The organism is Paenarthrobacter sp. YJN-D (genome assembly GCF_015040335.1).
Lineage (GTDB): Bacteria > Actinomycetota > Actinomycetes > Actinomycetales > Micrococcaceae > Arthrobacter > Arthrobacter nicotinovorans.
In genome coordinates, this window is record NZ_CP053549.1 from 1,729,078 (window position 1) to 1,753,482 (window position 24,405).

Here is a 24,405-nt window from a genome sequence, read left to right on the forward strand (position 1 = left end):
CGGGGCCCCTGGTAGTTCAATCACCCCGGACCCAGCTGGAAGAGTAAATCTGGATTACGAAAATTCCCTGATTGTATTCCCAGTTGACGCGTATAGAATATCAGCCCATGATCGTTCTCGAATTCTTCTTGCAAGAGAAGTGATCATGACCAATTGCATGCGGAAGTTTGGCTTCAATGATGATCCGAATGCAGCATATCCTGAGCCAGAGAATCGAAACTTTGGCGTATGGAATGTTGATCGTGTGAGGAAGTACGGCTTCCGGCTTATTGGCGAGGAGGCGCAATCGAGCCAGGTACACGATGAGGCGGGCCCTTGGGGGGAGGCCAGGTACGAGTGTCTTTCGAGTGAAAAGAGCAAGATGGATGAAGTTACTCCGCCAGACGATTTAATGAACGGTGGTGCCGCAGCAGCGATTGCCTTAAAAAGTTTGAGTATGGCATCAGAAACTGATGCCTGGAACGATGCAAAAGGCGATTGGGACGATTGCATCTCGGCTGCCGGCTTGACGCCGGGACAAGACCCCACCAAAGCGAAGTGGTCCAGCCAGCAGTCATTTGATCTGCAGGGGAGGATAGATCAGCGTAACCCGTCGAAGTCGGACGCTGCTGAGGGCGTCCGACTCGCCACGATTGAAGCCGAATGCAATCAGGAAGTACGACTAACCCAAACGCTCGGTGATATTCAAGCAAGCTACCAGTTGCCGCTCATCAGGCAGGATGAGGCGGTACTTACGGAACTCAAGAAGAAGAGCCAGCAGTACGTAGACGCCGCTGAGAAGTTGTTGAAAGAGATGCAGTGAATGATGTCCAGCCCCAGGAGAAAGCGATCGCGACCGCTGGCTTGAGCAGGCTTTCGCGACGGTGGCTGATCATTCTGGTGGCAGTGACCGCAATCATTTCCGCTGGGGTGGGCCTGGTGGCTGGCCGAATCTTTGATCAGTCAGAAATTATTCGTCCCGAGGATTCTCTGGCTGAAGTTCCTGTCTATGCGACGGTTGAAAACCGTATCGTCGACGACCGCCTTACGTTTGCCGGAGTTGTGAAGGCTGGCCCCACAGTGCCGATACTCATCGATTTGGAGGGACAAGAGCCGATTGTCGTGCGGCAAACACTTCGGGCGGGAGCTACGTTAAAGTGGGGCGATCTTGTGGGTGTGGTTTCTGGCAAGCCCTATTTCGTTCTACCGGGTCCGCTCCCGTTGTACCGCGATCTTTCGCAAGGAGATGCGGGAGACGACGTGTTGGCTCTCCAACGGGCGCTTGTCCAGATGGGGTACATCAGCCCCGAAACTGGTCACGTAGACGGCGCGACCTTGAAAGCTGCGTCCTCTTTCTTTGCCAGCGAAGGATTCACCTTGGGCAGCGGACGAAAGACCACCGAGACAAGCCGCGAACCGGAACTTGGAGCTACACCGGAAAAGCTGGCACCGGACGGGGCGATTTCCCCCTCGCTGTCGATCCCATTCAAGCAGCTACTTACACTCCCCGTAGCCAACGTGACTGTATCCACCGCCCTGGAGATGGGGCAAAAAGTCACGGCCCAAACCCCTCTCGCCACGTTCCAAACCGACGACAACTACGTTGAGTTTGTCGCTGAGATCCAGCAAGCTGAGTCACTCAAACCTGGGCAGGAGGTTACTGTCAGGGTATCGGAGAAGCAACTGACTGGACGGATAACTGGGATAGGCCCATTCACGGATGCGGGGAATGGCCAACGTGCGGGACATCCCGTGACGGTAGAGCCGGTAAACAGGGCGGATGTCGTCCTGTTTACTCCCAATTTGAGCGTCACTGTGGCTGGTCAGGGTGGTGCGGCCCAGGCCCTCGCGGTGCCGTTATCTGGTATTCGGCAGGATGCCGAAGGGACCTACGTCCTCAAAGCCTCTGGCGGGAACGCAACGTCGAAGGCCCCCATTACACGTGTTCCCGTCACTGTTCTTCGGTCGGGGGGAGGGTTTGCCGCAATTTCCGGTGAACTCAGCCAGGGAGACAAGGTCCAGATATCGTGAGGATTGTGCGGCCAGTGGCCCTCAAACCTAAAGCGAAAGATGCGGGCTCCGAGGACGCATTGGCCATCAGCTTGGAAGGAATATCGCGCACATATCCGGGTGCCGAGTCCTCCGCATTAATTGACGTCTCACTGAAAATTGAAGCGGGCGAGTTCGTGTCCGTTGTGGGCCCTTCGGGCTCCGGAAAATCGACGCTTTTGAACATCATGGGCCTGTTGGACAGGGCCAGCTCCGGCCGTATCGCTATTCGTGGTCAGGTTGTCGAATCCGCTTCAGAGCGAAGCCTTGACAGGATGCGACTGCATCTGATCGGGTTTGTTTTCCAGTCTTCAAACGTCCTCGGTGACGAAAGCGTAATCAGCAATGCTGCTATAGGTTTGCGGGTCCAGGGCGTGCCGATGGATGCGCGTGCAGCGATTGCCCTGGACGCGCTGAAGTTCGTTGGGCTTGAGCATAAGTACGGGAGCCAAGCTAAGCTCCTGTCGGGCGGCGAGCGGCAACGGCTTGCAATAGCACGCGCAATTGCGACGCAACCGCGGATCATCCTTGCGGACGAACCGACAGGCAATCTTGATTCAAACAACAGCAGACGGATCATTGAATATCTTCGGAAGCTCAACTCCGAGGGTGTCACCGTAATTGTCATCACCCATGACTCCGAGGTCGCGAACCAAGCGGACCGCCGAATTCAGATTCGAGATGGTCGAATCACGAGTGACGTAGGCACCAATAGTCATCCCAAGCGGCCCTCTCAGATTTCGGCCCACGCAGAGCCTACACTGGCGCGAAAGCGGCAGTCATGGGTGTCTTGCTTCGTCCGTTCCCTCGTGGACGATTGGGGTGATGCACTTAACGCGTTGTCCACCCGGACCCTCCGAACAATGCTCCTCATCCTTGCATTTGCGATTGCTATTGGCGGGATGACGGGTGCCCTGGGTATTAGTTCGACGACTTCGAATGCAATCAATAATCGGCTGGCGATCGCGGCACAGGAAAGGCTGGCCATCACCGTCGGAGACGGTCCTTCTGTACTTCGTGATGATTTCGACGAGCTTCGTGCCGGGGTAGACCGCATTACCCGCGTTCCTCACGTAGTTGGCGCGTCCTTTGTGTACTCAGCAGTTCCGGCAGACGTACGTATTACTAGAGTTGGACCTTCCGACCCCGAACCTGAAACGCCCTTGTCGCTTCATTCCTCCTCTAAGGACTACTTCAAGGACTTCGACATCAAGCTGATTCCCCAGAACAGCCGGAGTGCCTTCGACGACCCACGAGCCGGACCACTCGCAGTGGTGTCGATGAAGGCAGCAACGGCGCTCAACATACCGTTCAGTCAGAAAACTGGGCCTGTGGCCGGTGCGAGCATATGGATCGAGGACCGACTTGTACCGGTTGTCGGTGTATTCGATCCCGGTACTAATTTCCCGGAGTACTCCAACTCTGTATTCGTAGACGCCAGCATCATGCGTGCAGTCTCCAGGGCGGACCTTAAAATTCAGGTTCGAACCGAAAAGGGCTTTTCGGGGGCGATCGCCCAAGTAGCACCGCTGGCGTACTCGCCGAGCGACCCTGGTAAGGCTAGGGTCGACGTCACGTCCGATATTCAGTCGATCAGACAGGGTGTGTCAAATGATCTCGGGTCACTCATCGCTTTGTTATCCCTCGTTCTCATACTCCTGGCCATTATCACTGCGGCTTCCTCGATGTACCTGACCGTCCAAAACCGGTCGGCCGAGATAGCCCTACGACGAGCGATCGGCTCTAGTCGATGGCTAATTTGCCGATCCTTCATCCTTGAGGGCTTCATCGTCGGAATAACAGCGGGTTCTCTAGGCGGGGTCATCGGAACCATCACGACGCTTTCTGTGTCTTGGATCCAGGCCTGGCCACCTGTGTTGCCCTCAGGGCTATGGCTGGTTGGAATCCTTCTGGGTACGGCTACCGGTATTGTGAGCGCCATTTACCCGGCTTGGGTCGCCAGCCGCAAGGATCCCGCTATTGCTATTCGCGGCTAGCAAGCCCCAAGAATTCGCTAAGGCTAAGATCCCTGTGCCCTGTTAAAACGTCGGTGGCCCGCTTTCCCGTTGTTACCCAACAACGGGAAAGCGGGTCACCGACGTGATTGGGACTAAGCGTTCGCGATCAACCCAAGTTCAGCTTTGGACGCCAGCGCGGAGTGCTTCGGGAACACGCGGACGGTGTAGCCGAACGAGCCCGAGCGGTTGATGACCAAGGAGCCGTTGAAGAGGTGCCGGCCGTTGCCGAGGTCCTCCACGGAGTCCAGTTCCGCCACTACGATGTCCTCGAGCTCGTCGGATTCCTCGGCGCGGCCGAAGGCCACCTCCACGGAGACATCGTCCGGAGTGAGGTTGTTCAGGGCGACGTAGGCGTTGACCTGGAGGCTGTCGCCGACCTGGGGTTCCTCGGACACACCGACGGAGTCCACGTGTTCCACTACGACCTCGGGCCATGCGCTGCGGACCTTGGACGTCCAGGCTGCGAGCTCCTTGGCTTCCTTGAATGATTCCGCAACCGCCCGGCGTCCGGAGACGGCGGCGGGGCAGTAGAGGTTGTTGACGTAGTCGTGCAGCATCCGCTCGGCGGAGACGGCCGGGCCGAGGTTGGCGAGGGTGTGCTTGATCATGGACACCCAGTGGGTCGGCACGGTTTCCTGGCTGGACTCGGACGGGCCTGCTGCTCCTGCGCCCTGGGCGACGGTGGTGCCGTAGAAGCGTGGTGCCACTTGGGTTTCCAGGAGCTCGTACAGTGCCGAGGCCTCGATGTCGTCGCGTTCGTCGGCGGATGCGCCGTTGTTGGCCGTCGGGATGGCCCAGCCGTTTTCGCCGTCGTACATTTCATCCCACCAGCCGTCCAGGACGGAGAGGTTGAGGGAGCCGTTGATGGCGGCCTTCATGCCGGACGTGCCGCAGGCTTCGAGCGGGCGCAGCGGGTTGTTGAGCCAGACGTCGCAGCCGGGGAACAGGGTGCGTGCCATGGCGATGTCGTAGTTCGGCAGGAACACGATCCGGTGCCGGACCTCGGGGTCGTCGGTGAAGCGGACCAGGTCCTGGATCATCTTCTTGCCGGCGTCGTCGGCAGGGTGTGACTTGCCGGCGATGACCAGCTGGATGGGATGCTTCGGATCCAGCAGCAGGGCCTTCAACCGGGCGGGGTCGCGCAGCATGAGGGTGAGCCTCTTGTACGTGGGTACCCGGCGTGCGAAGCCGATGGTGAGTACGTCCGGATCCAGGACGGAGTCCGTCCAACCGAGCTCGGCATCGGCGGCGCCGCGCTTTTTCCACGAAGCCCGGAGCCGGCGTCGGACGTCCTCGATGAGCTGTGCCCGCAGTTCGCGCCGGAGGCTCCAGACGTCTTCGTCGCTGACGTTGTAGGCCAGGTCCCAGCGTCCCATCGCCTCAGCTTCGGCGCCGAACTGGTGCCGGGCCAGGGAGGAGATCCGCGGGTCCACCCAGGTGGGGACGTGGACGCCGTTGGTCACGGAGGTGATGGGAATTTCGGAATGGTCGAATCCCGGCCACAGTCCGGAGAACATTTCGCGGGAGACCACGCCGTGGAGCTTTGCCACACCGTTGGCGCGCTGCGCCAGGCGCAGGCCCATCACGGCCATGTTGAACACGGAGGGGTTGCCGCCGTCGTAGTTTTCGCGGCCGAGTTCCAGGATGCGTTCGGTGGGGACGGCAGGTGCCAGTCCGGCGTCGAAGAAGTGCTTGATCTGGAGGGACTCAAAACGGTCGATCCCGGCCGGCACCGGCGTGTGCGTCGTGAAAACGGTGGACGCACGGCCGGCTGCGAGGGCTTCGTCCCAGGTGAGGGGCTCGTTGGGGTCGGACATGGCTTCCTGGATGCGTTCGATCCCCAGGAACCCTGCGTGGCCTTCGTTGGTGTGGAAGACCTCGGGCGCGGGCGTGCCGGTGAGTGCCTGGTAGACGCGCAGGGCCTTGACCCCGCCCATGCCCAGCAGGAGTTCCTGCTGCAGGCGGTGGTCGCCGCCGCCGCCGTAGAGGCGGTCGGTGATGCCGCGGGCGGCTTCATCGTTCGAAGGGACGTTGGAGTCCAGCAGCAGCAGCGGAACGCGTCCGACGTCGGCACGCCACACGTGCGCGTGAAGCTCGCGGCCGTTGGGCAGCGGGAGGGAGATCTGCACCGGCTTGCCTTGGGCGCCGTCCTTGGCCGGGTGGCGGAGCAGGGTCAGGGGGAGACCATCGGGGTCCAGCACGGGGTAGGTTTCCTGCTGCCATGCATCGCGGGACAGTGACTGCTTGAAGTAGCCGGCCTGGTAGAGGAGCCCGACGCCGATCAGGGGCACACCGAGGTCGGAGGCGGCTTTGAGGTGGTCGCCGGCGAGGATGCCTAGGCCGCCGGAGTACTGGGGGAGAACTTCGGTGATGCCGAATTCGGGGGAGAAGTAGGCGATGCAGGCCGGTGCATCTTCGCCGAGGCCCTGGTACCAGCGCGGTTCGCTGAGGTAGCGGTCCAGGTCGGCTGCGGCGTGCTGTACGCGGTCCACTACCTCGCCGTTGTTGGCCAGATCCTGTAGCTGCTCGCGGCTGATTGATCCCAGGAGAGCGATGGGGTCGTGCTGCGAGGCCTCCCAAAGAGCCGGGTTAAGGCTCGCGAAAAGTTCCCTTGTTGGCCGGTGCCATGACCAGCGCAAATTGGTCGCCAATCGGGCCAGCGGCCGGATGGGCTCGGGGAGGACGGTACGGACTGTAAACCTTCGAATAGCCTTCACGAGCGCCACACTAACGGACTCCCATGGCAGCCGGAACTGCATTGGGTTTCTTTTAGGTAAAAGTCATCTTGCGTCAAGGAGAAACCTCGTTTGCTTAGCATTCTGTGATTTTTGTCGCTAACGTCGTGGTTGTGACGAAAACTGCGCGAACCACCACCGTTCTGAATTCCAAGACGACCTCGGACATCACCGCCGGCCTTCGCTTCGGGCGGTTCCCCATCACTGCCGTGCAGCCGGTGGTTGAGGGTGGCCGTTTCCCCGCGAAAGCGTTGCCTGGCGAGGATCTGGTGGTCGGAGCCACCGTCTTCCGAGAGGGGCATGACCAGCTGGGCGTCTCCGCCGTGCTTCTCGATCCCCGGGGCAGGGAGCGCCAGCGCGTGCGACTGCACCCGGCCCAAGGCGAGCAGTGGAAGGGCCTGGACCGCTGGGAGGGCCTGATCACCCCCAGCGGCACCGGCGCCTGGTCCTTCGTCATTGAGGCATGGCATGACCGCTACGGCACCTGGCACCACAATGCCGAGGTGAAGGTCGCCGCGGGCATTGACGTTGAGTTGATGCTCGCCGAAGGCGCGGCCCTCCTCGCGGGAGCAGCCGACGACGCCGGTCGCACCGGCGCTGAAAAGCGCACCCTGCGCGCCGCTTCCGTCGTGCTTTCCGATACCACCAAGACGGCCGAGGAGCGCCTTGGCGCCGGCTTCAGCCCTGAGGTGCTGGCCGCCGTCGGGCGTCTTCCCATCCGCGAGCTGGTGACCGTTTCGGAGCGCTTTCCGCTTCAAGTGGAGCGCGACCTGGCGGGGCGTGGTTCCTGGTACGAGTTCTTCCCGCGTTCTGAAGGCGCCGTCCTGGACCACTCCACCGGGGTGTGGACGTCCGGCAACTTCCGCACGGCGGCCAAGAGGCTCGACGCCGTCGCGGACATGGGCTTCGACGTCATCTACCTGCCGCCCATCCACCCGATCGGTGTCCAGCACCGCAAGGGCCGTAACAACACCTTGACTCCGGGGCCGCAGGATCCCGGTTCGCCATGGGCGATTGGTTCCAAGGACGGCGGACACGACGCGATCCACCCGGAGCTCGGAACCTTCGAGGACTTTGACGCTTTCGTGGCCCGGGCCAATGAGCTTGGCCTGGAAGTGGCCCTGGATTTGGCGTTGCAGGCAGCTCCGGACCACCCCTGGGTCACGTCAAACCCGGAATGGTTCACCACCCGCGTGGACGGCTCGATCGCCTACGCCGAGAACCCGCCAAAGAAGTACCAGGACATCTACCCCCTGAACTTCGACAACGACCCCGCGGGTCTCTCCAAGGAGATCCTGCGCATCGTGCAGTTGTGGATCAGCCACGGGGTCAAGATTTTCCGTGTGGACAACCCGCACACCAAGCCGGTGTGGTTCTGGGAATGGCTGATCGGCAAGATCAATAAGAAGAACCCCGAAGTCGTGTTCCTTGCGGAGGCCTTCACACGCCCGCCCATGATGCATGCCTTGGGCAGGGCCGGATTCCAGCAGTCCTACACGTACTTCACCTGGCGGAACACCAAGACCGAGCTGGAGGAGTACTTCCACGAAGTCAGCCACGTGAGCCCGGCATACTTCCGTCCGAACTTCTTCGTCAACACCCCGGACATCCTTACCGAGTACCTGCAGTACGGCGGACCCGCGGCCTTCCGCATCCGGGCCGTCCTTGCAGCGACGGCCAGCCCGCTGTGGGGCGTCTACGCCGGCTACGAGCTGTACGAACACGTGGCCCGTCCCGGCGCGGAAGAGTACATCGACAACGAGAAGTACGAGTACAAAGCCCGGGACTGGGAAGGTGCCGCCGAATCCGGCCGGACGCTGGCCCCGTACATCACACGCCTCAACACCATCCGCAAGGACCACTTGGCGCTGGGTGACCTGCAGAACCTGACCATCCACCGCAGCACCGATGACGCCACGATCGTCTACTCCAAGCACAAGACGTTGGCTGACGGTACCAAGGACACCTTGATCACGGTGGTCAACGTGGATCCGCACAGTGCCCGTGAAAGCACCGTTTCACTGGATCTGGCGGCCTTGGACCTTGACCCGGCCGATCTCAACGAAGACGGGCTCTTCCGTGTTGACGACCTCATCAGCGGCCAGAGCTGGTGGTGGGGCGAGCACAACTATGTCCGCCTCGATGCCCACGTTGAACCGGCACACGTCCTGAGCATCCGGAGGCAGCCTTAGTGAGTTTTTCTCCGCAGAATCCCAGCCAGTACTTCACCCCGAAGAACACCTTCGAGTTGAACGCCCCCGGCCTCCAGCATGATCCGCTCTGGTACCGGAAGGCAGTCTTCTACGAGGTACTGGTGCGGGCTTTTGCGGATGCCAACGGGGATGGTTCCGGCGACTTCCAAGGCCTGATCGACAAACTGGACTACCTCCAGTGGCTGGGCGTTGACTGCCTCTGGCTGCCGCCGTTCTTCCATTCCCCGTTGCGCGATGGCGGCTACGACATCGCGGACTACACCTCGGTGCTGGACGAATTCGGTACCATCAGCGACTTCAAACGGCTGGTGGCCGAGGCCCACGCCCGTGGCGTCCGGGTGATCATCGACCTTCCGCTGAACCACACGTCTGACCAGCACCCCTGGTTCCAGGAGTCCCGCAAGGATCCCACCGGTCCCTACGGTGATTTCTATGTGTGGAGCGACACGGACGAGAAGTACCAGGACGCCCGCATCATCTTCGTTGACACGGAGGAATCGAACTGGACCTTCGATCCCATCCGTCGGCAGTTCTTTTGGCACCGGTTCTTCAGCCACCAGCCGGACCTGAACTTCGAAAACCCAAAGGTCATCGAGGCTCTCTACGACGTCATCAGGTTCTGGCTGGACCAGGGCATCGACGGCTTCCGGGCTGACGCCATTCCGTACCTCTTCGAAGAGGAGGGCACTAATTGCGAGAACCTGCCGGCGACCCACACCTTCCTGCAGGACCTGCGCCGGATGGTGGATGCGAACTATCCGGGCAGGGTGATCATTGCGGAGGCCAACCAGCCTCCGCACGAAGTGGTGGAGTATTTCGGGACAGAAGAAGCGCCCGAATGCCACATGGCTTTCCACTTCCCGATCATGCCCAGGCTGTATTACGCACTCCGTGACCAGAAAGCCGCGCCGATCATTGACACGCTGCGCGATACGCCGGAAATCCCGCGGGGTGCGCAGTGGGGTACTTTCCTGCGGAACCACGACGAGCTGACTCTGGAGATGGTGCCTGCGGAGGAGCGTGCGGCCATGCTTGGCTGGTACGCGCCGGATCCACGCATGCGGGCCAACATCGGTATCCGCCGCCGTCTGGCACCGCTCCTGGACAACTCCCGCTCCGAGATCGAGCTCATCAATGCGCTGCTGCTGTCCCTGCCCGGCAGCCCGTTCCTGTACTACGGGGACGAAATCGGCATGGGCGACAACATCTGGCTTGATGACCGCGATGCCGTCCGCACCCCCATGCAGTGGAACCCGGACCGCAACGCCGGGTTCTCCTCGGCGGACCCGGGCAAGCTGTATCTTCCGGTAATCCAGTCGCTGGTCTACAACTACAGCATGGCCAACGTCGAGGCCGAAGCCGCACACTCAGGCTCCCTGCTCCGGTGGACCCGGCAGATCCTTAGTGTCCGGAAGAACCACCCGGTATTCGGCTTGGGCGGTTTCCGGCACATCGAGGCCGACCACGAGGTGGTGTTGGCCTACGTCCGTGAGCTTCCTGCAGGAAACCCGGAAGGGGAAGACGCGGAAACCATTCTCTGTGTCTTCAACCTCTCGCAGCACCCGGTCGCGGCAACGTTGGATATTCCCGAGTTCGCAGGCCGCGGCTTGCGCGATATTTTTGGCGGCCAGCCTTTCCCGGCCGTCGGTGACAACGGTCACCTGACCGTGATGCTGGGCAGCCACAGCTTCTACTGGCTGCGGGTACGCTCGGCATTTTCGAATCCCTCGTCGCCTTTTACCCAGGCGATTCCAGTGGTGACCTCCAAAGGATGAGATGAACAAGGAAAACTTGAACCCCTCCATTGAAGGACTTCTGCGGACCTGGCTTCCCGGCAAACGCTGGTTCCCGGTCAAGAGCCCCGACTTCGCGTTGGAGCAGGTGGGCGGCTTCAGACTTCAGGGCAGCGGCGACGCTGTGTTGGAGGTCCTGGTGCTGGCCGTCACCCACCGGACGGCCGACGGCGGTCCCCGGACCGATGTGGTCCAGGTGCCGTTGAGCTTCCACAGCCAACCGCTTGTGGATGCGCCTTCGGCGCTTTTGGGCGAGTACACGGATCCGGAACTGGGCCTTCGTTTGGTGTACGACGCCGTTTACGACTCCGAATTCGTCACGGCGTGGCTGCAGCTCATGCGCAGCGAAGGGAATGTTGGTTCAGCCCGCGGCCACCTCACCCGTGGCCGCATCCCGCTTCCGGAAAACCCAGTGTCCGTGCGGGTCCTTTCCGGCGAACAGTCCAACACGTCCGTCATTATCGACGACGGTGACTCGGCGGCGATCGTCAAGATCTTCCGGGTGCTTTCGCCCGGCCGGAATCCCGAGGTTGAGCTGGGTGCGGCGCTGACCGCTGCAGGGACCAGCGAGGTTCCCGCGACGCTGGGCTGGATCACGGGCTCGTGGAATGAACCGGCGTCGAAAGACGGTGCAGTGGCCACAGGTGAGCTGACAGTCGCGCACGAATTCCTGCTCGGCGGCCTGGACGCCTGGCGTCTGGCTGTTGATGCCGCCGCGGCCGGCAACGACTTCACGGCTGAAGCGCGGGGACTCGGCAACGCCACCGCCACGGTTCACGCCAGGCTGGCGGAAACCTTCGGCACCCATGACGGCCAGGAGCAGGGCCCGGACATCATCGCCACTGTTGCCCGGCGGGTCCGGCAGTCGTGGGCTGAGGCGGCGTCCGCCGTCGGGCCCTATGACGCAAACCTTGAAGAACTGCTGGCGGCCCTGGAGCCCCGGGCCGTGGGACAGCTGCAGCGCGTCCACGGTGATCTCCACCTGGGCCAGATCCTGCGGGTTGCCGGTAACGGGGCGCAACCGGGCCGCTGGGCGATCCTGGACTTTGAGGGCGAGCCGCTGCGGACGATCGACGAGCGGAACACCCCTGATCTTCCGCTCCGCGATGTCACCGGCATGTTGCGCTCGTTCGACTACGCCGCCGGTGCCGCGACCAGGGAGAATCCTGACGCGCAGGTACCGGAGACCTGGGTGGATGACTGTGCTGCCGCCTTCCTTGAGGGGTACAGCGAAGTCACCCCGGGAACCATTGACCTCCAGTCGCCGCTCTTTGTGGCATTGTGGCTGGACAAGGCCTTATACGAGGTGGTGTACGAGCTGCGTAACCGGCCCGACTGGTTGTCGATACCGGTGAACGCATCCCGACGGATCCTCGACAACACAAGCCGCGGCAAGCATGCGGCAGCAACAGCGGAAGGTAATGACATGACTGGCTCAGCACGTACCGAACGGCCCCGAGTTCCCTTGCACGTGGACTCCGAGACCTTGGAACGCGTGGCGGCCGGCGCTTACCACGCGCCGCATTCGGTCCTTGGCGCCCACCTAGATGACCACGGCCACGTGACCATCAGGACAGTGAAGCACCTGGCCAAGTCCGTCACCGTGGTGACGGAGACGGGCCGCACCCCCATGGAACACGAGTCGCACGGAGTATGGACTGCGGTCCTGGAACCGCTGCAGGCCGGGCATGTGCCGGACTACCGTTTGGAAGTGGTGTACGACGTCGAACCCGTCACCATCGATGACCCCTACCACTACCTGCCCACTGTGGGTGAGGTTGACCTGCACCTGATCGGCGAAGGCCGCCACGAACGGCTCTGGGATGTCCTGGGTGCGCACGTCCAGCACTACCGGTCCGCCTTGAGCGACGTGGATGGTGTTTCCTTCGCTGTGTGGGCGCCGAATGCGCAGGCTGTCCGCGTGAAGGGTGACTTCAACGGTTGGGACGGACGCTCGCACGGAATGCGCTCGCTGGGGTCCTCGGGCGTCTGGGAGCTCTTCATTCCAGGTGTTGTAGCAGGGGCGTGCTACAAATACGAGATCCTGACCAAGACGGGTCAGTGGATCGAGAAAGCCGACCCGCTGGCCTTCGGGACCGAGGTCCCTCCGCTCACGGCATCGCGGGTAGTGGACGCCAGCTACCGCTTCAAGGACGCGGACTGGATGGCTGCCCGGGCCAAGCGGGATCCGCACAACTCGCCCATGAGCGTCTACGAAGTCCACCTGGGCTCCTGGCGGTTGGGTCTGGGGTACAAGGAACTTGCCAAGGAACTCGTCGAGTACGTGAAGTGGCTTGGCTTCACCCACGTTGAATTCATGCCCGTCGCCGAGCACCCGTTCGGCGGCTCATGGGGTTACCAAGTGACGTCATACTTTGCCCCGACCTCACGCTTCGGGCACCCGGATGAGTTCCGGTTCCTGGTGGACTCGCTCCATCAGGCCGGTATCGGCGTCCTTCTGGACTGGGTCCCTGCCCACTTCCCCAAGGATTCCTGGGCCCTGGCCCAGTTCGACGGCCAGCCGTTGTACGAGCACTCCGATCCGGCGCTGGGCGAACACCCGGACTGGGGCACGCTGATTTTCGACTTCGGCCGCAGCGAGGTCCGGAACTTCCTGGTGGCCAACGCGCTGTATTGGCTGGAGGAGTTCCACATTGACGGCTTGCGCGTGGACGCCGTGGCCTCCATGATCTACCTCGACTACTCCCGCGAGGAGGGTCAGTGGCGCCCGAACAAGTTCGGCGGCAGGGAGAACCTGGAAGCCATCTCCTTCATGCAGGAAGTCAACGCGACGGTCTACAAGTCACACCCCGGCGCTATCGTCATTGCCGAGGAGTCCACCGCATTCCCCGGCGTTACGGCACCCACCAACCACGGCGGTCTGGGCTTTGGCCTGAAGTGGAACATGGGCTGGATGCACGACTCCCTGAAGTACATCTCCGAAGACCCCATCAACCGCAAGTGGCACCACGGCACCATCACCTTCTCGCTGGTTTATGCGTTCACGGAGAACTTCCTCCTGCCCATCAGCCATGACGAAGTGGTCCATGGGAAGGGCTCCATGCTGCGCAAGATGCCGGGCGACCGCTGGCAGCAACTGGCCAACCTTCGTGCCTTCTTCGCGTACCAGTGGTCGCACCCCGGCAAGCAGCTCATCTTCATGGGTACTGAGTTCGGCCAGGAAGCGGAGTGGTCCGAGCAGTACGGACTGGACTGGTTCCTCTCGGACATTCCGGCCCACCGCGGCCTGCAGCTCCTGGTCAAGGACCTCAACGAGGTGTACGCCGCCACTCCTGCGCTCTACGAGAAGGACAACGAGGCCGGCGGGTTCCAGTGGATCAACGGTGGCGACGCGGACCATAACGTCCTCACCTTCATCCGCTGGGGCAACAACGGCAAGCCGTTGGTCTGCGCGGTGAACTTCTCCGGCGGTCCGCACCAGGAATACATCCTGGGTGTTCCGCTGGCGGGGGAGTGGACCGAAGTCCTGAACACCGATGCCGAAGCATATGGCGGGTCAGGTGTGGTGAACGCCGGTTCGCTGAAGGCCACTGCCCCCGGCACGGACGGGCAGCCGGCGGCGCTGTCCGTCACGCTGCCGCCGCTCGGAGCATCCTGGTTCACGCCGGCTGAGTAACGCTCCTCCAGTTCCCGCGTGATTGGGCCTGACGCCCGCTCACATAACCGGTGTTTCCAGGCAACGCTCCCTCACTGCGGCGGGGGAGCGTTGCCTGCTTTCGTTGGGGCCAGGGAGTCCATCGGAGAGGGGCTTTGCCAACCCGGCAGAGTGTGTGTATAGTTAATACCCGCGCTGCTCCACGAGTTGAGATCGCAAGCTGACAAGAAACCGCAAGGAAAAATCAAGTCAAGCTTGCCGATTTGACTCGGAGGGAAGCAGCCGGTAGGTTTGGAAAGTTGCTCCGGAGCGATCCTGGACCCTGTGGGGTGTGGGTGGTGCCGGTAGTGTCTGTTGTTTGAGAACTCAATAGTGTGCCAAGTTTGTTGATACCGATTGTTTTATTGATTGGTTGAATTTTTGCCAGGTTGCTGCGCACCCCCGTGTGTGGTGGTCTGGTTTTCAGCTGGTTTCGAATTTTGTGCAGCCGTGTTTGCCGTTATTTCCGGTGGGTGTGGTTGTGTCTGTTTGATTTTGTTTTACTTCAACGGAGAGTTTGATCCTGGCTCAGGATGAACGCTGGCGGCGTGCTTAACACATGCAAGTCGAACGATGATCCCAGCTTGCTGGGGGATTAGTGGCGAACGGGTGAGTAACACGTGAGTAACCTGCCCTTGACTCTGGGATAAGCCTGGGAAACTGGGTCTAATACCGGATATGACTCCTCATCGCATGGTGGGGGGTGGAAAGCTTTTGTGGTTTTGGATGGACTCGCGGCCTATCAGCTTGTTGGTGGGGTAATGGCCTACCAAGGCGACGACGGGTAGCCGGCCTGAGAGGGTGACCGGCCACACTGGGACTGAGACACGGCCCAGACTCCTACGGGAGGCAGCAGTGGGGAATATTGCACAATGGGCGCAAGCCTGATGCAGCGACGCCGCGTGAGGGATGACGGCCTTCGGGTTGTAAACCTCTTTCAGTAGGGAAGAAGCGTAAGTGACGGTACCTGCAGAAGAAGCGCCGGCTAACTACGTGCCAGCAGCCGCGGTAATACGTAGGGCGCAAGCGTTATCCGGAATTATTGGGCGTAAAGAGCTCGTAGGCGGTTTGTCGCGTCTGCTGTGAAAGACCGGGGCTCAACTCCGGTTCTGCAGTGGGTACGGGCAGACTAGAGTGCAGTAGGGGAGACTGGAATTCCTGGTGTAGCGGTGAAATGCGCAGATATCAGGAGGAACACCGATGGCGAAGGCAGGTCTCTGGGCTGTAACTGACGCTGAGGAGCGAAAGCATGGGGAGCGAACAGGATTAGATACCCTGGTAGTCCATGCCGTAAACGTTGGGCACTAGGTGTGGGGGACATTCCACGTTTTCCGCGCCGTAGCTAACGCATTAAGTGCCCCGCCTGGGGAGTACGGCCGCAAGGCTAAAACTCAAAGGAATTGACGGGGGCCCGCACAAGCGGCGGAGCATGCGGATTAATTCGATGCAACGCGAAGAACCTTACCAAGGCTTGACATGAACCGGAAAGACCTGGAAACAGGTGCCCCGCTTGCGGTCGGTTTACAGGTGGTGCATGGTTGTCGTCAGCTCGTGTCGTGAGATGTTGGGTTAAGTCCCGCAACGAGCGCAACCCTCGTTCTATGTTGCCAGCGGTTCGGCCGGGGACTCATAGGAGACTGCCGGGGTCAACTCGGAGGAAGGTGGGGACGACGTCAAATCATCATGCCCCTTATGTCTTGGGCTTCACGCATGCTACAATGGCCGGTACAAAGGGTTGCGATACTGTGAGGTGGAGCTAATCCCAAAAAGCCGGTCTCAGTTCGGATTGGGGTCTGCAACTCGACCCCATGAAGTCGGAGTCGCTAGTAATCGCAGATCAGCAACGCTGCGGTGAATACGTTCCCGGGCCTTGTACACACCGCCCGTCAAGTCACGAAAGTTGGTAACACCCGAAGCCGGTGGCCTAACCCTTGTGGGGGGAGCCGTCGAAGGTGGGACCGGCGATTGGGACTAAGTCGTAACAAGGTAGCCGTACCGGAAGGTGCGGCTGGATCACCTCCTTTCTAAGGAGCTGCTTGCAATGATTGGTGCCCTGCATGGGGTGTCTGGTTGTTGTCAGTGTTGCCCATTGCGCAGGCGTTTGTTCTGCGGTGGGTGCTCATGGGTGGAATATCAACGAATCATTTTTTTGGCATGGCTTTCGTGGTTGTGTCCTGGTGCTAGTACGGCGGTTCGTGCTCCTGCTTTGTGTGGGGGTGTGGGTTGTTGGGAACGTGTCCGGGGTGCGGCTGGTGGGGGTTGTGTTTGGCGCACTGTTGGGTCCTGAGGCAACAGGACCTTTTTGCAGCAATGCAGGGGGGCACTTCTGGTGTTTCTTTTGTTCCTGCAGCCGGTTCCTCCGGTCTTTGTGTTGCGGCCTGCGTGTGTGGGTTGTGGCGGGTTGGGGGGTTGGTTGATGGGGTTGTTGTTTGAGAACTACATAGTGGACGCGAGCATCTGGGACATACACGCTTTGGTGTGTGTGTTCCATACAGCAATTTCTTATGAATGAACCTTGGGCCGTAGTGGCTCGTGGTTCTCTCGAGTAAGTTTTTGATCATGTTTGTGTGGTCAAGTTTTTAAGGGCACACGGTGGATGCCTTGGCATTAGGAGCCGAAGAAGGACGTAGGAATCTGCGATAAGCCTGGGGGAGTTGATAACCGAGCGTTGATCCCAGGATGTCCGAATGGGGAAACCCCGCACAACGCTGTCATGGTGATTGTGTGACCCGCATCTGAACACATAGGGTGCGTGGGGGGAACGCGGGGAAGTGAAACATCTCAGTACCCGCAGGAAGAGAAAACAAGAGTGATTCCGTTAGTAGTGGCGAGCGAACGCGGATCAGGCTAAACCGTTTCCATGTGTGATAGCCGGCGGGCGTTGCATGGGCGGGGTTGTGGGACTTTCCGTTCTGGTTCTGCCGGGCCAGTGAGGTGAGAGTGCGTGCATAGGTGAACGGTCTTGAAAGGCCGGCCAGAGAGGGTGTGAGCCCCGTAACCGTAATGTTGTGTGCCGCCTGGAGAGTATCCCAAGTAGCACGGGGCCCGAGAAATCCCGTGCGAATCTGTCAGGACCACCTGATAAGCCTAAATACTTCCTAATGACCGATAGCGGACCAGTACCGTGAGGGAAAGGTGAAAAGTACCCCGGGAGGGGAGTGAAACAGTACCTGAAACCGTGTGCTTACAATCCGTCGGAGCAGTCTTGTTACTGTGACGGCGTGCCTTTTGAAGAATGAGCCTGCGAGTTAGTGTTACGTCGCGAGGTTAACCCGTGTGGGGTAGCCGTAGCGAAAGCGAGTCTGAATAGGGCGAGTGTAGTGGCGTGATCTAGACCCGAAGCGGAGTGATCTACCCATGGCCAGGTTGAAGCGACGGTAAGACGTCGTGGAGGACCGAACCCACTTCAGTTGAAAATGGAGGGGATGAGCTGTGGGTAGGGGTGAAAGGCCAATCAAACTCCGTGATAGCTGGTTCTCCCCGAAATGCATTTAGGTGCAGCGTTGCGTGTTTCTTGCCGGAGGTAGAGCTACTGGATGGCCGATGGGCCCTACAAGGTTACTGACGTCAGCCAAACTCCGAATGCCGGTAAGTCAGAGCGCAGCAGTGAGACTGTGGGGGATAAGCTTCATAGTCGAGAGGGAAACAGCCCAGACCACCAACTAAGGCCCCTAAGCGTGTGCTAAGTGGGAAAGGATGTGGAGTTGCGAAGACAACCAGGAGGTTGGCTTAGAAGCAGCCATCCTTGAAAGAGTGCGTAATAGCTCACTGGTCAAGTGATTCCGCGCCGACAATGTAGCGGGGCTCAAGTACACCGCCGAAGTTGTGGATTTCACACAGTACCCTAGCCTTCGTGGTTCAGGGGTGTGGAGTGGTAGGGGAGCGTCGTGTGGGCAGTGAAGTCGCGGTGGAAACCAGCGGTGGAGCCTACACGAGTGAGAATGCAGGCATGAGTAGCGAAAGACGGGTGAGAAACCCGTCCGCCGAATGATCAAGGGTTCCAGGGTCAAGCTAATCTGCCCTGGGTAAGTCGGGACCTAAGGCGAGGCCGACAGGCGTAGTCGATGGACAACGGGTTGATATTCCCGTACCGGCGAAAAACCGCCCATGCCAAGCGGGGGATACTAACCGCCCGGAGCCTGCCCGCTCACCCTTGTGGTGTTGTGGGTTTTGGCCGAGCGCGGGACCTGATCCCGGGAGGTAAGCGTATTAACAGGTGTGACGCAGGAAGGTAGCCGGGCCGGGCGATGGTTGCCCCGGTCTAAGGATGTAGGGTCAGGGATAGGCAAATCCGTTCCTGTGTGCTTCGAGCACGTTCCTGAGATCTGATGGGACTCCCGTAAGGGGGGATCCGGTGATCCTATGCTGCCAAGAAAAGCATCGACGCGAGGTTTTAGCCGCCCGTACCCCAAACCGACACAGGTGATCAGGTAGAGAATACCAAGGCGATCGAGAGAATTATGGTTAAGGAACTCGGCAAAATGCCCCCGTAACTTCGGGAGAAGGGGGGCCTGCCCCGTGATGGAGACTTGCTCTCCGTGAGCGGGTGTGGGCCGCAGAGACCAGGGGGAAGCGACTGTTTACTAAAAACACAGGCTCGCCGCCATGGCAGTATTCCGGGGACATCAGGTCCGTGCGAAGTCGCAAGACGATGTATACGGACTGACTCCTGCCCGGTGCTGGAAGGTTAAGAGGACCGGTTAGCCACTTGTGGCGAAGCTGAGAATTTAAGCCCCAGTAAACGGCGGTGGTAACTATAACCATCCTAAGGTAGCGAAATTCCTTGTCGGGTAAGTTCCGACCTGCACGAATGGAGTAACGACTTCCCCGCTGTCTCAACCATAAACTCGGCGAAATTGCAGTACGAGTAAAGATGCTCGTTACGCGCAGCAGGACGGAAAGACCCCGAGACCTTTACTATAGTTTGGTATTGGTGTTCGGAGTGGCTTGTGTAGGATAGGTGGGAGACGTTGAAACCCGGACGCCAGTTCGGGTGGAGTCATCGTTGAAATACCACTCTGGTCACTTTGGACATCTAACTTCGGCCCGTGATCCGGGTCAGGGACAGTGCCTGATGGGTAGTTTAACTGGGGCGGTTGCCTCCTAAAAAGTAACGGAGGCGCCCAAAGGTTCCCTCAGCCTGGTTGGCAATCAGGTGTCGAGTGTAAGTGCACAAGGGAGCTTGACTGTGAGAGAGACATCTCGAGCAGGGACGAAAGTCGGGACTAGTGATCCGGCGGTACATTGTGGAATGGCCGTCGCTCAACGGATAAAAGGTACCTCGGGGATAACAGGCTGATCTTGCCCAAGAGTCCATATCGACGGCATGGTTTGGCACCTCGATGTCGGCTCGTCGCATCCTGGGGCTGGAGTAGGTCCCAAGGGTTGGGCTGTTCGCCCATTAAAGCGGTACGCGAGCTGGGTTTAGAACGTCGTGAGACAGTTCGGTCCCTATCCGCTGCGCGCGCAGGAAATTTGAGAAGGGCTGTCCTTAGTACGAGAGGACCGGGACGGACGAACCTCTGGTGTGTCAGTTGTACTGCCAAGTGCATCGCTGATTAGCTACGTTCGGATGGGATAACCGCTGAAAGCATCTAAGCGGGAAGCTCGCTTCAAGATGAGATTTCCATACACATTACGTGTGAGAGGCCCCCAGCCAGACCACTGGGTTGATAGGCCGGATGTGGAAGCGAGGACTAAAGACTCGTGAAGCTGACCGGTACTAATAGGCCAACAACTTACACCACACACAAAACACTGCACGCGTCCACTATGTGGTTCCCGAACAACAACCGTTCCAGGAACCAACAACAACAACAACTACATAACACCACAGTTGTAACCACAAGCTTCCCACCCACCCCCACACCAACGCGGGGTCGGGACGGGTAACAGAGTTACGGCGGTCATAGCGTGGGGGAAACGCCCGGTCCCATTCCGAACCCGGAAGCTAAGACCCACAGCGCCGATGGTACTGCACCCGGGAGGGTGTGGGAGAGTAGGACACCGCCGGACAACCATTAACGAAGAGCCCCAACCACGGTTGGGGCTCTTCCATTTAACACACACTTCAACTTCCCCACGTACTGGCCCTCAGGACCACAATGCGTCTGGGCTCGGTCCACCGGTAGAGTTGGTGGTCATGGAAAACCTCTTCAGCCACCCCGAGTCGGAGCCCGAGTCGGCCCAACAGGGCAGCAACGACCTCGAGCCGCTCATCGTTTGTGTCGTGGTACCCAGCAACGTCTCCCACGCCTTCCAAGGATTCACGGACCACCCGCATCTCTGGTGGCCCTTGGAAGAGGAAAGCGTCTACGGTGCGGGCTCCCACGTTGAGTTCGAGGAGAACCTCATCCTGGAGACGGCTGAAGACGGCCGGACGTCCGTGTGGGGAACAATTGATGACTGGCAGCCCCCGCTGTCCTTCCACGCCAGCTGGTATCCCGCCGGAACTCCCTTGTGGTCCACCGAGATCCGGGTGGTGTTCAGCGCCGTCGAAAATGGTACGGAGGTGCGCCTGATCCACGATGGCTGGGAGGGCGCAGAAGATCCTGCGGCCTCCAGGGCCTCCTATGCCGAGGGCTGGCCTCGGGTCCTCCAGCGCTACGCCCGGTTCATGGGCGGAGCAGTTGCCTAGGGTCCGCAGGCTCCACACAGGCGATTGGCTGCTGCTCAAGAACGTCCGGCTGGAGATGCTTGCCGACACCCCCATGGCGTACGTGGAGAGCCTTGCAGCTGCGCGGCGTCAGACGGACAGCCAGTGGCGGGAACGAGCCGCTGCCATGTCCGGGGATTCCAGCGTTACCCTGGTGGCTGACGGCGGCGAGGACGGCTCCAGACTCTGTGGCCTGATGCGGGTAGTGGCCAAGCATCCACAAGATCCCGAGCGCCCACTGCAGGCGATGCTCATCAGCGTGTACGTCGCAGCTGAGCATCGTGGGCTGGGCCTGGCTGACGAGCTTCTCCAGAAGGCCTGCGCAGCTGCGGCAAACGAGCTCGGGGCCGGCTATCTGGAGCTGGGCGTGCATGAGGACAACTCCCGCGCCCAGGCCTTCTACAGACGCCACGGATTCGAAACCACCGGAGCCAGCAAGCCCTATCCGCAGGACACCACCAAACGTGAGCTCGTGATGGAGCGGAAGCTCTCCTAGGCCGCTCCCAAACTTAGGCTGAGCCCACCTTGGGCACTGCCGTGCTTGTACGCACCACCAGTTTGGTGGGGTGTTCGGCGTCCTCGGGCTCCAGTACCAGGCCGTTATTGATGGCACCCAGCAGAGTGTGAACCGCCAGTGCCCCCTGCCCCTTGGCATCCTGGTCGATCGTGGTCAGGCCCATGACGTTCCCCAGGTCGTGGCCGTCGATGCCCATCACGGAAAGGTCCTCGGGAATCCGCAGCCCAAAATCGCGGGCGGCCAGGATGGTGCCGATCGCCATCTCATCCGATGCTGCGAACACGGCGGTGGGCCGTTCGGGCGCACTGGCCAGCAGTTGCCGGGCAGCGGCGTAGGAGCCTTCGATGGTGAAGTCCGCCGTAACGATCCATTCGGGCCTGACCGGGCAGCCGGCGTCGTTCATTGCTTTTTCGAAACCGCCGCGGCGGGTTCCGGGCAGCTGGAAGTCCTGGTCGTAGGTTTCGCTTCCCGTGATGTGGGCAATCTTGGTGTGGCCAAGCCCCAGCAGATGATTGGTGGCCTGCATTGCGATGGCGGCATCGTTGATCCGGATGGTCGAAGCCCCGGGAAGGGGGCCGCCAATGCCGACAATGGGCCGGTGCATGGCATGGAGTTGCTGGATTTCGGCTTCGCTGAGTTCCAGGGAAACAGCGATCACTGCGTCCACCCGTTTGCGGAGCAGGAAGTCACTGAAGACGCTGTGCCGATGAGCCGGGTTTTCACCGATGTTGTACAGGGTGAGGTCGTAGCCGGCTTCGAGGAGGGCTGCCGAAGCGCCCTCGATCACCGCTGAAAAGAACCAGCGGTGGACCGAGGGCACCACCAGGCCAACGTTGTGCGTACGGCCGGAAGCGAGGCTTGAGGCATGGTACGACAACACGAAACCGAGCTCCGCGGCTGCTGCCCGCGCGCGTTCCCGGCTGGCGGGGGACACGTGGCCCTTCCCGCTCAAGGCCCGTGAAACAGTGGCAACGGACAGCCCTGCGCGCTCGGCTACGTCCTTGATGCCGGTCATGCTGCTCCTTGGTGGGAAAGTTAGCTGGCTGACAGCCAGATTGTCTCCCCCGAGCCTAATGGATGGGTGGCGTCCGCCGCGGAACTGCGCAGGATGACCTCGCCCGCCGGAAGCGGAAGGGGTTCTTCGCCGACGTTCATGACCACCAGTGTTTCCCCGTTGAGGTACGCGAGTGTGGACTGCGTGCAGTAGTCCTCCACCCAGGCGAGGGACCCGGCGCCCAGCCGCAGCCGTGCCCGTTCCGCCAGCAACGCCCGGTACAGGTTAAGGTGCGACGCCGGATCAGACTCCTGCGCGTCCCTCGCCAGTGCGGGCCAGGACTCGGGCTGGGGAAGCCAGGGGTCCCGACCGTGACCGAATCCTGCATGGGGCTCCGCGGAACGCCACGGCAGGGGTACGCGGCAACCGTCGCGTCCGATCCTGGCTCCGCCGGTTCGCGCGAAGGTGGGGTCCTGACGCAGGCTCCCGGGAATGCTGGAGGAATCGGGAAGGCCCAGCTCTTCGCCCTGGTAGAGATAGGCACCGCCCGGGAGGCCGAGCATGAACATGGTGGCCGCGGCAGCCCGGCGTCGTCCCAGCTGTTCGTTGGGCTGAACGTCGTCAGGGCCGATGCCATCGCCGTCACGGGGACCAGGGCCGTCGTAGCCGAAGCGTGAGACGTGGCGGACGACGTCGTGGTTCGAAAGGACCCAGGTGCTGGGGGCGCCTACGGCGTCCAGCGAGACCAAGGAGTCGGTGATGATGTGGCGCAGGCGGTTGAGGTCCAAACCTGCGTGCAGGTAGGGGAAGTTGAACGCCTGGTGCATTTCGTCCGGACGTACCCATTGGGCCAGGCGCGGGAGCGGGTCCACGTTGGCTTCGGCGCACAGGATGCGGTCCGGACCGTACTCTTCCAGGATGGTCCGCCAGCGGCGGTAGATCCCGTGGAGGGCAGGCTGGCCGAACATGGGGGCGTCCTGGCCGGGGAAGCCTTCCGTGCTGTTGCCGTCAGCCCGGCCACCCCAGTTGGGCAGGCCGGGGGCCTTGACCAGGGCATGGGCGACGTCGACCCTGAAGCCGGAGATTCCACGGTCCAGCCAGAAGCGGAGCACGCGTTCGAATTCGGCGTGCACTGCGGGGTTGTCCCAGTTGAAGTCGGGCTGCGAGGAATCGAAGAGGTGGAGGTACCACTGTCCTGGCCGCCCGTTGGCTTCGATGATCCGCGTCCAGGCGGGTCCGCCGAAGTGCGACTGCCAGTTGTTGGGTGGCTCGTTGCCGTCTTGTCCCAGACCGTCCCGGAAGATGAAAACATCCCGCTCGGGGCTGTTGGGGCCGGCGGCCAGCGCTGCCTGGAAGGCGACGTGCTGGTCCGAGCAGTGGTTGGGAACGATGTCGGCGATGACCCGGAGGTTGAGCCTGTTGGCCTCCGAGATAAGGGCATCGAAGTCCGTCAGGGTCCCGAACAGTGGATCTACGTCGCAGTAGTCGCTGACGTCGTAACCGGCGTCCCGCTGCGGTGAGCGGTAGAAGGGCGACAGCCAGACGGCGTCGACCCCTAAGCGTGCCAACTGGCTGAGTTCGGCAGTGATGCCCGCCAGGTCTCCCACACCGTCCCCGTTCAGGTCCCGGAAGGAGCGTGGATAGATCTGGTAAATCACAGCGGAGCGCCACCATCCGTGAGCCGTGGAGGCGTCGTGGACCGGGGTGAGCTGTGTGAAGGCTGCAGGCGGCTCGTGGGCCGCAACCTGGAGCAAGGAATCAACGGACATGGAGTCATCGTAGAAGAGAAAGCGCGAA

The 24,405-nt window shown here is 60.9% G+C and carries 11 protein-coding genes and 3 rRNA genes; 11 read left to right on the forward strand and 3 right to left on the reverse strand.

The window, feature by feature from the left end; translation table 11 throughout:
- The first annotated feature begins 145 nt into the window (after positions 1-145).
- From HMI60_RS08210 to HMI60_RS08220, 3 genes are read left to right on the forward strand one after another with little or no spacing between them, the layout of a single operon-like run.
- A complete protein-coding gene (locus HMI60_RS08210; protein WP_144027620.1) occupies positions 146-802 on the forward strand; it encodes a hypothetical protein in 657 nt (218 codons plus the stop codon).
- Positions 799-2,010 carry an efflux RND transporter periplasmic adaptor subunit gene (locus tag HMI60_RS08215; protein WP_193590929.1) on the forward strand — a complete coding sequence of 404 codons (1,212 nt, stop codon included), beginning with the start codon at positions 799-801 and terminating at the stop codon, positions 2,008-2,010. The genes HMI60_RS08210 and HMI60_RS08215 overlap by 4 nt, the downstream gene beginning before the upstream one ends.
- A 14-nt stretch (positions 2,011-2,024) precedes the next feature.
- The gene (locus HMI60_RS08220; protein ID WP_193590930.1) at positions 2,025-4,025 is read left to right on the forward strand and encodes an ATP-binding cassette domain-containing protein; all 2,001 of its coding nucleotides are present in this window, start codon (positions 2,025-2,027) and stop codon (positions 4,023-4,025) included.
- Between the two features lie 113 nt (positions 4,026-4,138).
- Here the strand turns inward: HMI60_RS08220 and glgP are convergent, their stop codons facing one another.
- On the reverse strand, positions 4,139-6,763 hold the full coding sequence (gene glgP, locus HMI60_RS08225; protein ID WP_179128366.1) for an alpha-glucan family phosphorylase: 2,625 nt from the start codon (positions 6,761-6,763) through the stop codon (positions 4,139-4,141).
- A 125-nt stretch (positions 6,764-6,888) separates the two neighbouring features.
- Here glgP and HMI60_RS08230 point away from each other — a divergent pair, with 125 nt between their 5' ends.
- From HMI60_RS08230 to HMI60_RS08265, 8 genes are all read left to right on the forward strand, one after another.
- A complete protein-coding gene (locus tag HMI60_RS08230; protein ID WP_193591153.1) occupies positions 6,889-8,973 on the forward strand; it encodes an alpha-1,4-glucan--maltose-1-phosphate maltosyltransferase in 2,085 nt (694 codons plus the stop codon).
- Positions 8,973-10,769 carry a maltose alpha-D-glucosyltransferase gene (treS, locus tag HMI60_RS08235; RefSeq protein ID WP_018777880.1) on the forward strand — a complete coding sequence of 599 codons (1,797 nt, stop codon included), beginning with the start codon at positions 8,973-8,975 and terminating at the stop codon, positions 10,767-10,769. Before HMI60_RS08230 ends, treS begins: the two co-directional genes overlap by 1 nt.
- A gap of 1 nt (position 10,770) precedes the next feature.
- On the forward strand, positions 10,771-14,424 hold the full coding sequence (locus tag HMI60_RS08240; protein ID WP_193590931.1) for a 1,4-alpha-glucan branching enzyme: 3,654 nt from the start codon (positions 10,771-10,773) through the stop codon (positions 14,422-14,424).
- Positions 14,425-14,947: 523 nt separating this feature from the next.
- Positions 14,948-16,466 (forward strand): 16S ribosomal RNA (locus HMI60_RS08245).
- 545 nt (positions 16,467-17,011) lie between these two features.
- Positions 17,012-20,189, forward strand: a 23S ribosomal RNA gene (locus HMI60_RS08250).
- A 151-nt stretch (positions 20,190-20,340) separates the two neighbouring features.
- Positions 20,341-20,457, forward strand: a 5S ribosomal RNA gene (gene rrf, locus HMI60_RS08255).
- Together the 16S, 23S and 5S rRNA genes form the textbook arrangement of a ribosomal RNA operon.
- Before the next feature lie 127 nt (positions 20,458-20,584).
- Positions 20,585-21,079, forward strand: a complete 495-nt coding sequence (locus HMI60_RS08260) for an SRPBCC domain-containing protein (protein ID WP_026267458.1) — start codon at positions 20,585-20,587, stop codon at positions 21,077-21,079.
- Positions 21,072-21,593: an N-acetyltransferase gene (locus tag HMI60_RS08265; protein ID WP_227453682.1), complete on the forward strand. Its 522-nt coding sequence runs from the start codon at positions 21,072-21,074 to the stop codon at positions 21,591-21,593. Before HMI60_RS08260 ends, HMI60_RS08265 begins: the two co-directional genes overlap by 8 nt.
- A 13-nt stretch (positions 21,594-21,606) precedes the next feature.
- Here the strand turns inward: HMI60_RS08265 and HMI60_RS08270 are convergent, their stop codons facing one another.
- The gene (locus tag HMI60_RS08270; protein ID WP_193590932.1) at positions 21,607-22,629 is read right to left on the reverse strand and encodes a LacI family DNA-binding transcriptional regulator; all 1,023 of its coding nucleotides are present in this window, start codon (positions 22,627-22,629) and stop codon (positions 21,607-21,609) included.
- Between the two features lie 20 nt (positions 22,630-22,649).
- Complete coding sequence (locus tag HMI60_RS08275) at positions 22,650-24,377, reverse strand: glycoside hydrolase family 13 protein (protein WP_227453683.1); 1,728 nt, start codon at positions 24,375-24,377, stop codon at positions 22,650-22,652.
- Positions 24,378-24,405 lie beyond the last annotated feature (28 nt).